Below are 12,373 nucleotides of genomic sequence, written 5' to 3' on the forward strand. Positions count from 1 at the left end.
CAAATCTATTAGAAATCTATAAGAACAAAATAGAAACGAATGAACCTTTAAATAAATTATCCTATGAAAAAAATCCTTGCATTATTATCACTTATCTTATTAAGTCATTTGGCCATCAGTCAGGAATACTATGAAGTAAGAACCTACCAAATGAAATTTAGAGGTAATTTGGGCGTGGTAGAAAAATACATTTCCAATGCACTTATTCCTGCATTAAATAAATATGGTGTTTCAAAAGTGGGTGTTTTCAAAGATTTAGGAAAGCCAGAACCAGCAATTTTGGTGGTGACTATCCCTTTTGCGTCTTTAGAATCTTATGCTGGATACAAAGCCGCATTAGAAAAAGACGATGCATATTTACAAGCTAGCAAGGCGTACTTTGATATGGTTGGTTTAGATAAACCATTATTTGAGAAAATATCCACCTATTTAGCCAAGGGCTTTAAAGGACATCCAGCTTTAACATTGCCAACAAAAAATGAAGGCCGCATTTACGAGTGGAGAACCTACGAATCATACAATGAAGATGCCTTACGCAGAAAAATTGCTATGTTTGATGATTCGGAACTTCAAGTTTTTGAAAATGTAGGATTACACCGCGTTTTCTTTGGAGAAGTTTTGGCTGGAGAAAATACCCCCTGCTTAACCTACATGGTTAGTTTTGAAAATATGGCAGAGCGTGATAAAAATTGGGCCAAATTTTCCGCTGATCCAGAATGGAAACGCATTTCCAATGACCCTAAATACGCCAATAGTCACTCAAGAACGGTCCGCCGATTCTTGGAACCAACAGCATATTCTCAATGGTAATTGCTTTTAATTAATATGGGGTTTGCGAATTAGGAAAATTTGCCTAATTTTGCAATCCTCCTACGGGCATAGTATAATGGTAGTATGCAGGTCTCCAAAACCTTTGGTCAGGGTTCGAATCCTTGTGCCCGTGCCATGTAATAATTTTTAAAGCCGAAAAATCGGTGAAAATATGAGCAACTTTACATCATTAATTAAGGAATCTTGGGTAGAAGTAACAGAAAACGTTACTTGGCCTAAATTTTCCGAGCTTCAAGCAAGTTCTATATTGGTTTTAGTGGCCTCTCTAATTTTTGCCATCTTGGTAGGATTAGTTGATTTGGCATTCAAATCTGGATTGGATTTATTTTATAGTTCATTTTAACAGGGCTTAACCCGATCCTTAACACGAAAATAGCCATGGCAGAGACTAAATGGTATGTTTTGAGAGCAATTTCAGGACAAGAGAAAAAAGTGAAAACGTATATGGAGAACGAAATCGCACGTCAAGGCGTAGCGGATGCTGTTCCCCAAATATTGATTCCTACCGAAAAGATTTATGAAATCAGAAAAGGGAAAAAGGTGATTCGCGAGAAAAATCTATTTCCTGGATATATTATGATTGAGGCGGATTTGGCAGGCGAAGTAAGTCACATTTTAACTTCTACTCCTGGCGTCATTGGTTTTCTACAAACCATGAATGAGGAAGTTGAAGAAACTAAAATAGAAGGCGGAAAGACAAAAAAGGTAAAAGTGGTTGTTAAAAAGCCAATGCCATTAAGTCAATCCGAAGTAAATCGAATTTTAGGTAAAGTGGATGAATCAGCAGCGGTAGAAGATTTCGCTTCAGTATCTTTCATTAAAGGAGAAACGGTGCGTGTAATTGACGGGCCATTTGCAACCTTTGAAGGAACAGTGGAAGAGATTCACGAAAACAGTAAGAAATTATCAGTGATGGTAAAAATCTTTGGAAGAAATACTCCTTTGGAATTAAATTATTCTCAAGTAGAGAAATAAACAAACCTTTATTTTGGAATGAGAAACCCTGACCTTTTGGTTGGGGTTTTTTATTTCACTCCCATTTGATTTATTTGTAGTAAAAAAACAGATAACATTATCTGCTATCCACTAATAATATGTCTGAAATCACCATCACCTATACAGGTTCACTACTACGTTATCAAAATCTTTCCATTAAAAATGCACGAACTCAAGAAGTGCTCAGTAAAAACTTGGGAAAGCATGACACCTTCCAATTGCCCTGTGGAAACCATGTTATCGAAATAGCTTTCCGTTTCAATCTATTTCGATATCCACCTTCCCGATTTTCCCTTGATGTACCTGAAGGCAAAAATCTATATTTTGACCTTAAAGAGAAAGGGATCGCTCGTTATACATTTACCAATATATCGCTAAGTTTAAAAGTATTATCCTGGATACTTTGGCTTAGCTTAACCAAAAATGATTATCCTTCTATTTATTGGGGGACGCTTCTATCAACACCTGTAATAGCCTATTATCAAATCCAACAATTGATTTTAATACAAAAATCTTCTCGACTAAGAAATGGATATTTAGAATTATATCATAGCTGGGAATATTAATTTGAATTATTGTCAATTAGCTTTGGTTTATCAAATAAATCTCCTAATTTTGCAGTCCGTTTAAAAAGCGGCATTCTATTCGATTGATTATCAAACGGATGAATGGATTGGAAGGTTTGTTACGCTGGAAGATCAAAACGAGGTACATCAGATAAGGAAGCTTCCACCCTTATTGGCAGATAAACCTCAATAATTCACTTAAAAACGATGTTTTAATATGGCAAAAGAAATAGCTGGTTACGTTAAGCTTCAATGCAAAGGTGGCCAAGCCAATCCTTCACCGCCCATCGGTCCTGCATTAGGTTCGAAAGGATTAAATATCATGGAGTTCTGTAAGCAGTTCAATGCTAGAACTCAAGATAAAAACGGCGTAGTATTGCCGGTCCTAATTACTTATTACGCAGATAAATCGTTTGATTTCGTTGTAAAAACTCCTCCTGCACCAATTTTGTTATTGGAAGCAGCTAAGGTGAAATCAGGTTCGGCTCAGCCAAACTTGAAAAAAGTAGGATCTGTTTCTTGGGATCAAGTGCGAGTTATCGCTGAGACTAAGATGCCAGATTTAAACTGTTTTACAATTGAAGCAGCAATGAGTATGATTGCTGGAACGGCCCGATCAATGGGTATTACTGTTTCTGGAGAGAAACCGTTCTGATTGTAATAATCAGAATTTAACATTTTAATAAAAAGGTAATGGCAAAACTTACGAAGAAAAAAAAGGAAGCCCTTTCTAAATATGACGCGACGTTAGAGTATTCTCTAAACAAAGCGGCTGAAATTTTGAAGGAAATTTCCTATACAAAATTCGACGCCTCAGTGGACATTGATGTTCGCTTAGGAGTAGATCCCCGCAAAGCCGACCAAATGGTTCGTGGCGTGGTTGCCCTACCTCATGGAACAGGAAAAGACGTACGAGTTCTCGTATTGTGTACTCCTGATAAAGTAGAGGAAGCAAAAGCAGCCGGTGCTGACCATGTAGGATTAGATGATTATATTTCAAAAATCGAAGGAGGTTGGACCGATATCGATGTAATCATCACAATGCCTACGGTTATGGCCAAATTAGGTCGCTTGGGTCGTGTGTTAGGTCCACGTGGACTTATGCCTAATCCAAAGTCTGGTACAGTAACTTTGGAAGTAGGAAAAGCAGTAAATGAAGTGAAAGCCGGTAAAATTGACTTTAAAGTTGATAAAACAGGTATCATCCATACCTCAATCGGTAAGGTTTCATTTGACGCTAGCAAAATTGCTGAAAATGCGCAAGAAGTGATCAATACGTTGATCAAATTGAAGCCATCTTCTGCAAAAGGTACATATGTTAAATCGATCAATATATCTTCTACTATGTCTCCGGGCATTGTTATTGATAAGGCGACAGTAACTGGATTGTAATCATGACAAGAGAAGAAAAAAATCAGATTATTGATGAGTTAAGCGAAAAGTTCGCGGTAACTCCGTACTTCTACATTGCAAGTACAGCCGGTTTAACAGTAGCTCAGGCTACAGAATTCCGTAGAATGTGTTTTTCAAGAGGTTTAGAATACAAAGTATTCAAAAACACTTTGATCGCTAAAGCATTAGAGAAAACGGGAAATGACTATTCTGCATTCAACGAAGGTGTATTGAAAGGTATGTCTGGAATCATTTTCTCCCCAGAAAATGCTAAAGTTCCAGCTAAATTGATCAAAGACTTCCGTAAAGAAGCAGGAAAGGATAAAATTGCATTCAAAGGCGCTTCTATTGAAGGTGGTTTATACATTGGTGAAGACCAATTAACAGCACTTGAAAATATCAAGTCGAAAAACGAGATGATTGGAGAGGTTATTGGCCTATTGCAATCGCCTGCTAAAAACGTTATCTCTGCTCTTACAAGCGGCGAGAAGAAATTAGCTGGTATCGTAAAGACTTTAGGAGAGCGTCCTGAATAATTACCAGATTTTACCGGGGTAATACCCCACAAAATAATTAATTCTTAACAATTAAATTTTCAAAAAATGGCAGATTTAAAAGCGTTCGCTGAACAATTAGTGAACTTAACTGTAAAAGAAGTAAATGAATTAGCTGCTATCCTTAAGGATGAGTACGGTATTGAGCCAGCTGCTGCTGGTGCTGTTGTAGTTGCAGGTCCTGCTGCTGGTGCTGGTGACGGTGCTGATGCTCCTGCTGAGAAAACATCTTTCGATGTTATCTTGAAAGCTGCTGGTCCTAACAAATTAGCTATCGTTAAATTAGTAAAAGACTTAACTGGTTTAGGTTTGAAAGAAGCGAAAGATGTAGTTGATGCTGCACCGAAAGCTGTTAAAGAAGGTGTATCTAAAGACGAAGCTGAAGGTTTGAAAAAATCTTTAGAAGAAGCTGGTGCTGAAGTTGAATTGAAATAATTCACACACTGATTATAAAAGAAAGGGGATGGCAACATTCCCTTTTTTTTGCTTTATTTGAATTCTAATTGCCTATACCTACCTATTAACATGCGTGATTTGATACAATTACTTCCAGATGCCATAGCAAACCAAATTGCTGCTGGTGAAGTCGTACAAAGACCCGCTTCGGTAGTCAAAGAGCTCATGGAAAATGCCATCGATGCACAAGCTACCTACATACAACTCATCATCAAAGATGCAGGGAAAGGAATTATTCAAGTCATAGATAATGGCTCTGGAATGTCCGAAACAGACGCAAGAATGTGTTTTGAACGACATGCCACTTCCAAAATTAGAAAGGCCGAGGATCTCTTTAGCATCAAAACCATGGGCTTTCGTGGTGAAGCCATGGCTTCTATTGCCTCTGTGGCGCAGGTGGAATTAAAAACGAGGAGAGAGCAAGATGAATTAGGAACTTTAGTTCGAATGGAAGCCTCTGTTCTAAAAATACAAGAAAGTATTCAACATCCAGTTGGCACATCCATTACCGTTAAAAATCTATTTTATAACATCCCTGCTCGCAGAAATTTCCTAAAATCAAATCCAGTTGAAATCCGACACATCCTGGATGAATTTCAACATGTCGCCCTAGCCCATCCACACATTCGATTTTCCTTTGTTCAGAATGAACAAGAAACCTATCAATTGCCTGCTGAAAAGCTCGGTAAAAGAATCGTGGATTTATTCGGTAAAGGTTATCGAGAACAATTAGCCTCTTGCGAAGAAGATACGTCCTACGTGAGTATCAAAGGCTATGTAGGAAAACCTGAACATGCCAAAAAAACTCGGGGTGAACAGTTTTTCTTCGTCAATGATCGTTACATCAAGAATGCCTATTTGAACCATGCCGTAATGAGCGCCTATGAACGCTTATTGCCCGAAGGCGCTTTCCCCTTCTATGTTTTGTTTCTAAGCATCGATCCTAGCCATATTGACATTAATGTCCATCCAACTAAAACGGAGATCAAATTCGACGATGAAAGGTCTATTTATGCCATCGTTCAAGCAGCAGTTAGAAAGACCTTAAGTATTCACAACTTAATCCCCTCGCTGGATTTTGATACCAATGTCAATTTTAATATTCCACATACACCTTCTGGACAAGCATTAGCCAACAGAAGTGGGAATTTTTCGACAGGATCAGGAAATAATTCCAATAAAAACGTTCAAGATGCCTGGAAAAAACTTTATGAAGGTTTACACGACAATATCCAGGCATTTGAGCAACAAGCACCAGCTATAAAGCCTCTCTTGTTTGAACAACAAAACTATAGTTCAGAAACCATACTACAGAGTAGGGCTAACCAAAGAGAAACCACGGAATTCAATTCTACCAACTTCCAGGTTATTCAAATATTGCAGAAATACCTAGCATTAAGTTGGTCCAATGGCCTTATACTCATCGATCAAAAAAGAGCGTATCAACGTATTCTTTATGATCAATTCATGGATCATTTACAGCGAAAAAATGGGGCTTCCCAGCAATTATTATTCCCCAAATTATTGCATATTAGTCCGGCTGACCAATTAATCTTAGAGGAAATCAAAGAAGACTTGCTTTACCTTGGGTTTCAACTCGCCCAAGAAGATGGGGGCAAATACTGGGTCAAAGGAATTCCCGCGGGTTTAGGGGAAGAAGATGGACAATCCTTGTTGGAAGGAATATTGGAACAAGTCAAACATGAAGCCAGCGATCTAAGTAAACATCGCAATGAAAAAATTGCCCAAGCAATGGCGAACAGATCAGCTATCAGATACCAACAGAAAAAATTAAGTGCCGAAGAAATGAATGCCTTGGTCGAGCAATTATTTGCAAGCAGTAATCCTAATTCCTCTCCCAATGGGGAACAAATTAGCCGAGCCCTTCACCTTCAGGAAATTATCAATTTACTGAACTAAATTACTATTTCTTGTATTTTGATTTAGAAGGATTGAATTGCTTCTTCGCCATTTTTACTACGGCATAAATCATATTGGCTACGGTAGCTGGTACCATTGTGATCAATCCTGTTCCTTGTTTAAAGTTTGGATTTTGGTTTAAAAAATCATTGACATATTTATTTCTATGCCTTAAAGTCTCAAAATTCAAACTTGTTTCTTCCATTTTAAATGGAGTCTTCCTAGTACGGCTGTACCTTTCTATTTCAAATAGATCATAAATCTTATTAATGGTTGCCGTTTGAGATGGGACATTATTCTCGTAACGTAAGAAGTTTTTGGTATACTCTCTGATAACTGAATAAATAATAGGATTGATTGGATTGGAATAAAATACCACCTTTTTCGACAAATTCTTTAATTTGATGAAGATCATTTCCCAAAGGAAATCATGGTAAGGCATTTTAACGATATGTCTATAATTTCTTTCTACCGATAAGGTTAATCGAATGATGACTAAATCTTCGTGGCTTAGAATGGTAAAATAACAAAACCCGACCATCTTATCTTTCACCATGAAACTCCAGATAAACACCTCATCTGGAACTGGATAACAAAATGAACCTCCCAATGCTTCATCTAAAGTAAGATTAGGACCAATGGTATGTGTTAAAATAGTATAAATGCCTGAAAACAAGTCTGATTGAATATCAATATCCTGTTTTTTTATGTGGTACTTTACAACCCTCATAGAACTTATTAAAAAAAAGTACCCTCGTATATAAAATTAAGCCCTAAAGAAAGCTTAATTTTTTAAAATAATCATCCTTAGGACGGATATCAAAACAATAAATTCTCTGCTTAGTTAAACAAAAAATTATTTAGCTAATTCTACAGCTCTGTCTCTGGCAGCAAAAATACCTTTTTGCAATCCTTCTCCTACTTCTTTTTCACCAAAGGTCTTTAAAGCTGCTTCAGTGGTTCCTCCTTTGGAAGCTACAGCCTGAATTAATTCATCCAATGATTTATCACTGGTTTGCATCAGGTGATAGGATCCTAGCATAGTTTGTTTCACCAATAAAGCCGACATAGCAGGATCGAAGCCCATGGCTACACCTGCATCAATCATGTTTTTAATCAAATAAAAGAAATAGGCAGGACCACTTCCACTTAAACCCGTTACAGCATCCAATAAACTCTCTTCTTCTAAAAATACGGCACGGCCAGTGGAATTAATCAAATTCTCAGCCAACCGAATATCCGACAATCCTACTTCCGGTGCTGAAGCAAATGCGGTCATTCCCATACCTAGCAATGCGGGAGTATTGGGCATGGCCCTTATAATTAAAGGATAGGATAAACTTTCCTGTATCTTTTTAATGGGAATACCAGCCATGATAGAAAGCACCAATTGGCCTGGTCGTAAATATTGCTTCAACTCCTCTGAGACTGATGGGTAATCCTGGGGTTTAACAGATAATATGACCAAATTGACAGACGATATCTTCTCAGAAATAGTATCTACTACCACTCCAGCTTTTTGTTCTTGTAATATATCCCCCCTCTCCTTATTTTTTTCAATAAGCAACAGGTCTTCTTTCTTGACCAAATTATATTGAATAAAAGAATTGGCAAAAGCCATTCCCATATTTCCGCAACCTATGATAGCAATTTTCATGTACTATTTTCCTTTAAATAAATTCTCCAAAAATTGGTCTAAACTAGCTCCCCTAAGGCCTTTTGCCATAATTTTACCTTCCTTATCTAACATAAATGTCATTGGAATAGCTGAAACTTGGTAAGCTTGTGCTGCCACTGAATTCCAGTATTGTAAATCAGAAACATGTTTCCAAGTTAATTGATCGGTTTCGATAGCTTTTAACCAAGCACTTTTATCCTGATCTAAACTTACCCCAAAAATCTCAAAACCTTTGTCTTTAAAACGAGCATAAGTTTTAATGACATTGGGGTTTTCTCTCCGGCATGGGCCACACCAACTTGCCCAAAAATCAATCAATACATATTTACCACGTAATGAAGAGAGAGCAATTTTTTCTCCACTAGGTGAAGGAAGGCTAATTTCTGGGGCTTCGGAACCTACACTGACTCCTTTTAGCCGTTTCAAATTTTCCAAAAATGGTTTTATCTGAACATGATTGGGTCTAGCTACTCGAAATTTATCTGCAATGATTTCTAAAGTTGCCATCTCCGTTTCAATTGGCAAGAAATTAGTAGTCCAAAGTGCCACTAAATTAGTCCCCATTTGCGGAATTAATGCTTTTATCTGACTTAGCGCAAGATTTTGAGCTGTCTCGAACTCCTTTTGAATCCTAGTTTGAGAAGCAGGTGTTTTTTGGATTTCTGCATTCCAGGCAATGATCTTTTTTTCTAGGCCTTTGGAAATGGCCATAACCTGGTTCATCATTTTGATATTAATTGATTCCCCACTTACGCTGTAAGTACCAGGTTTATCAGGCAAATTTACTCCTTCCGCCTCTATTTGAACTTTCTCATTTCCCTCTAAGATGACCATAATCTTTTGAGGATTGGCTATATCATAAAAATTAACAATGTAGAATCCACCATTTTCCAATACCTTTCCACGAAAAACTACACTATTATTTTGATCTGGACTTAAAGAGTCAATTTTGATGGCTTGCCCCCGACCATTAAGAAATTCTAAATATACTTTTCTTTGTGGGACTATTTGCTTGACTTTTACTTGAATAGTAAACTCCTGAGCCTGCAAGGCAAACGATATAAAAATAAAAGCAAGTAGGCAAATACGGTTCATAGTTATGGTTTATTGGGCCAAGGCTTCTTGAACTAATTGATTCACTAGTTTGGGATCAGCTTTACCTTTTGATTTTTTCATCACTTCTCCAATAAATAAAGCTATTAGGCCTTTTTTACCTTTATGGTATTCTTTTACTTTATCTGGAAAAGCTTGAATTACTTCTTGAACGAAATTGTTTAACTCATCATTATTATCAACTAAAGCCCAGCCATTTTCATCCACTAATTGTTTCGGACTTTTGGACCTTTCTTGCAAACAAAGTGGGAATAATTGATGTGCTGCTAAATTATGGGTGATGCTGCCTAATTCTACTAGGTCGACTATCTCAGCTAGGTTTTTAGGACTTATTTCAAAGTCTTGAATGTGCAATAAACTCTCATTCATGTGGGATTTTACTGGCCCCATAAGCCAATTGGATAATGCTTTATAGGCTTTGGTAAAGTTTGCCGCTTCTTTAAAATACAAAGCCATTTCCTTGGAATCTGCCAAAAAATGTGCGTCATAGGCAGGTAAACCAAACTGATCCACGAGCTCTTGTTCTTGTTCCCATGGCAGTAAAGGCATGCTTGCTCTTACTTCATTAATCCATTCTTGGCTAATGTGCAATGGCGCTAAATCAGGTTCAGGGAAATAACGATAGTCATTCATTGTTTCTTTAACCCTCATACTGGATGTTTTACCCGTATGTGCATCGAATGTACGTGTTTCTTGAATGATGGTTTCTCCAGCATCTATCATAGCTGCTTGGCGTGTGCATTCAAATTCAATTGCCCGCTGAATATTTCGAATGGAATTCATGTTTTTGATTTCCACTTTGGTCCCTAGTTTTTCTGTACCAATGGGTCTCAGTGATATATTAACGTCGGCTCGTAAGGATCCTTCTTCCATATTACCGTCACAAATACCCAAATAACGAACTAGTTTACGAACTTCAGAAACAAGAGCAAATGCTTCTTCCGAAGAATGCAAGGTCGGGTCTGTTACCATTTCAATTAATGGTGTGCCAGCTCTATTGTAATCAATAAAACTAAATGGATTATCGCCCTCATGCATTGATTTTCCAGCATCTTCTTCCAAATGGATATGGTGGAAAGAAATGAATTTCTCTTCAGATTTTAACTTAACTTTAATTTTCCCACCAATGCAAATAGGTGTTTTATCTTGGGTGATTTGATAGCCCTTTGGAAGGTCAGGATAAAAATAATTTTTACGGTCAAAATATTGCCACTCATTTATGTCAGATCCAATGGCAATCCCCATTTTAATCGCATATTCAACAACTCTTTTGTTCAAAAAAGGTAAGGTTCCCGGATGACCTAAACTAATGGGAGAAATTAAGGTATTAGCCTCTCTACCAAATCGGACAGCATCGCTGGCGAATATTTTGGAATCCGTTTGCAGTTGTGCATGGATTTCAAGACCAATAACCGGTTGATAGATAGTAGATTGAAATGTACTCACAGATTTGAAATAATTAGGTCATCAATAGTCTGTAAAGATACAAAAAAGGATAGGAAAGCTAGACTTGGTGCTTGATTTTACACGTACAAGCGACTTTATGTTTGTAATTAACCCAATAGGCAATTGAAATAAAAATACCTAGGAGCAGACCAAAAGCCCAATCAAAAGAATTCTTGCTCATACTAACTTCAATCACTTTAACTAGGACAGCTAATCCTAGATAAATCATAGGTAAAGGTTTACGGTGTCTTTTAAAGTCTTGAAACAATAAAATCAAAGCCAATAAAAAACTGGTAGAGACCAAAATCCATTCAAAAGTAGAAGTAAAAGCAAAGCTACTAGCAATATAGGGAGCAAAGAATAAAAAGATGGGCAACGTCATGCAATGAATGGCACAGGCTATGGAGAAAAATAAGCCCATCTTTTCAATGCCCAATAAATGTTTATATCTTTTCATTATTTAGATATTTAAATAACTACTTAATTTCTAATTTAAATTCTAAATCAATATCCGTTGACCCAATTTCCTCATCGCCATTTTTTGTTCTTTTCCCATTAGCTGGAGGCTGATGTTTTAATATAACATGCAATTTACCAACACCTTTACCTTGGGTTTTACCCGTATTCTTTAATCCAACTGGTAAATTATTTTTATCCTTGTCTTTCGCCTTAAGAGAGAATAAAGAAGCTGGAGTTACTTTGTATACAAACAAATGGGCTTCGGCATCTTCTTCAATTTTTTCGGTCACATCGACACGAGGTTTTCTTGATTCATCGTATACTTTCACCTCCATGTCATAATTTTCATTTGCATCCAAAACAATGGATTCAAATTTGTCAGGAGGGGTAATAGAATTAGCATCAAGGTCTTGAAAGGAAAATGTTTTCGTGACATTTTTGCTATTGGTAAATTCCAATTCTACGGTGGTTATTAATTCGTTATCATCTGTAGGTTCTACAGCTGGATCTTTCTTACAAGAAAATAATACGAGTGTAAAAAAGAATACATATACAAAATTACTTTTCATAGGAGGATCTTTTTGCAATACTGTTGCAAATATACAAAGAGATTTTATTATTGCAACAATGTTGCAATAATAAATGATGAATTATAGAGTATAAATTATGGATTATGGATGATGGATTATAAATTGTGAATGCCTGAATGACGTTGACCGTTTTGTGTCACTTATACTTGATTCATATTCAAGTATTTTAGGTATTTAGCTTATAGCTTGATTTAAATTTAGTAGTTTTTTTTCAAATGCAATAGGAGACATTTTATTTAACTCAGTATGTGGCTTTTCTAGATTATAAAGTGATACTGCGCGGTCAACTTCCTTGACTAGCATTTCGAAGTTATTGATTTTACGATGCCGTAAATAATTGTTTTTAATAATGCCATTGATGCGTTCTGCTTT

General features: G+C 36.7%; 16 protein-coding genes and 1 tRNA gene. 10 read left to right on the forward strand and 7 right to left on the reverse strand.

Annotated features, from left to right (window positions below; all coding sequences use genetic code 11):
• The first annotated feature begins 63 nt into the window (after positions 1 to 63).
• The 10 genes from G9H60_RS05210 to mutL all read left to right on the forward strand — a co-directional run bounded on the left by G9H60_RS05210 (position 64) and on the right by mutL (position 6,715).
• A complete protein-coding gene (locus tag G9H60_RS05210; protein ID WP_223143030.1) occupies positions 64 to 810 on the forward strand; it encodes an NIPSNAP family protein in 747 nt (248 codons plus the stop codon).
• 62 nt (positions 811 to 872) lie between these two features.
• Positions 873 to 946 (forward strand) — tRNA-Trp (locus G9H60_RS05215).
• 36 nt (positions 947 to 982) lie between these two features.
• Positions 983 to 1,174, forward strand: a complete 192-nt coding sequence (gene secE / locus G9H60_RS05220; RefSeq protein ID WP_166375032.1) for a preprotein translocase subunit SecE — start codon at positions 983 to 985, stop codon at positions 1,172 to 1,174.
• 35 nt (positions 1,175 to 1,209) lie between these two features.
• Positions 1,210 to 1,806 (forward strand): transcription termination/antitermination protein NusG, encoded by a 597-nt coding sequence (gene nusG / locus G9H60_RS05225; protein ID WP_109321962.1) that lies wholly within the window; start codon positions 1,210 to 1,212, stop codon positions 1,804 to 1,806.
• Between the two features lie 119 nt (positions 1,807 to 1,925).
• Entirely contained in the window at positions 1,926 to 2,393 is a 468-nt protein-coding gene (locus tag G9H60_RS05230; RefSeq protein WP_223143031.1) for a hypothetical protein, read from the forward strand.
• Positions 2,394 to 2,610: 217 nt separating this feature from the next.
• Positions 2,611 to 3,048, forward strand: a complete 438-nt coding sequence (gene rplK / locus G9H60_RS05235; protein ID WP_109321960.1) for a 50S ribosomal protein L11 — start codon at positions 2,611 to 2,613, stop codon at positions 3,046 to 3,048.
• A gap of 38 nt (positions 3,049 to 3,086) precedes the next feature.
• The gene (gene rplA / locus G9H60_RS05240; protein ID WP_130924446.1) at positions 3,087 to 3,785 is read left to right on the forward strand and encodes a 50S ribosomal protein L1; all 699 of its coding nucleotides are present in this window, start codon (positions 3,087 to 3,089) and stop codon (positions 3,783 to 3,785) included.
• Positions 3,786 to 3,787: 2 nt separating this feature from the next.
• Positions 3,788 to 4,321: a 50S ribosomal protein L10 gene (gene rplJ / locus G9H60_RS05245; RefSeq protein WP_130924445.1), complete on the forward strand. Its 534-nt coding sequence runs from the start codon at positions 3,788 to 3,790 to the stop codon at positions 4,319 to 4,321.
• 66 nt (positions 4,322 to 4,387) lie between these two features.
• Positions 4,388 to 4,774 (forward strand): 50S ribosomal protein L7/L12, encoded by a 387-nt coding sequence (gene rplL, locus G9H60_RS05250; RefSeq protein ID WP_166229839.1) that lies wholly within the window; start codon positions 4,388 to 4,390, stop codon positions 4,772 to 4,774.
• Between the two features lie 90 nt (positions 4,775 to 4,864).
• A complete protein-coding gene (mutL, locus tag G9H60_RS05255; protein WP_223143032.1) occupies positions 4,865 to 6,715 on the forward strand; it encodes a DNA mismatch repair endonuclease MutL in 1,851 nt (616 codons plus the stop codon).
• 4 nt (positions 6,716 to 6,719) lie between these two features.
• Here mutL and G9H60_RS05260 read toward each other — a convergent pair whose 3' ends face one another.
• The 7 genes from G9H60_RS05260 to G9H60_RS05290 all read right to left on the reverse strand — a co-directional run.
• The gene (locus G9H60_RS05260; protein WP_223143033.1) at positions 6,720 to 7,445 is read right to left on the reverse strand and encodes a hypothetical protein; all 726 of its coding nucleotides are present in this window, start codon (positions 7,443 to 7,445) and stop codon (positions 6,720 to 6,722) included.
• A gap of 126 nt (positions 7,446 to 7,571) precedes the next feature.
• Positions 7,572 to 8,372: a pyrroline-5-carboxylate reductase gene (proC, locus tag G9H60_RS05265; RefSeq protein WP_223143034.1), complete on the reverse strand. Its 801-nt coding sequence runs from the start codon at positions 8,370 to 8,372 to the stop codon at positions 7,572 to 7,574.
• A gap of 3 nt (positions 8,373 to 8,375) precedes the next feature.
• Positions 8,376 to 9,488 carry a TlpA disulfide reductase family protein gene (locus G9H60_RS05270; RefSeq protein WP_223143035.1) on the reverse strand — a complete coding sequence of 371 codons (1,113 nt, stop codon included), beginning with the start codon at positions 9,486 to 9,488 and terminating at the stop codon, positions 8,376 to 8,378.
• A 9-nt stretch (positions 9,489 to 9,497) separates the two neighbouring features.
• On the reverse strand, positions 9,498 to 10,952 hold the full coding sequence (gene gatB, locus G9H60_RS05275; protein WP_223143036.1) for an Asp-tRNA(Asn)/Glu-tRNA(Gln) amidotransferase subunit GatB: 1,455 nt from the start codon (positions 10,950 to 10,952) through the stop codon (positions 9,498 to 9,500).
• A gap of 58 nt (positions 10,953 to 11,010) precedes the next feature.
• Complete coding sequence (locus G9H60_RS05280; RefSeq protein WP_223143037.1) at positions 11,011 to 11,409, reverse strand: MerC domain-containing protein; 399 nt, start codon at positions 11,407 to 11,409, stop codon at positions 11,011 to 11,013.
• A 19-nt stretch (positions 11,410 to 11,428) separates the two neighbouring features.
• Entirely contained in the window at positions 11,429 to 11,980 is a 552-nt protein-coding gene (locus tag G9H60_RS05285; protein WP_223143038.1) for a hypothetical protein, read from the reverse strand.
• 195 nt (positions 11,981 to 12,175) lie between these two features.
• The coding region (locus G9H60_RS05290) for an integrase core domain-containing protein (RefSeq protein ID WP_223143039.1) at positions 12,176 to 12,373 on the reverse strand (198 nt) is incomplete at its 5' end.

This window comes from Aquirufa aurantiipilula (genome assembly GCF_019923745.1).
Classification (GTDB): Bacteria; Bacteroidota; Bacteroidia; order Cytophagales; family Spirosomataceae; genus Aquirufa; species Aquirufa aurantiipilula.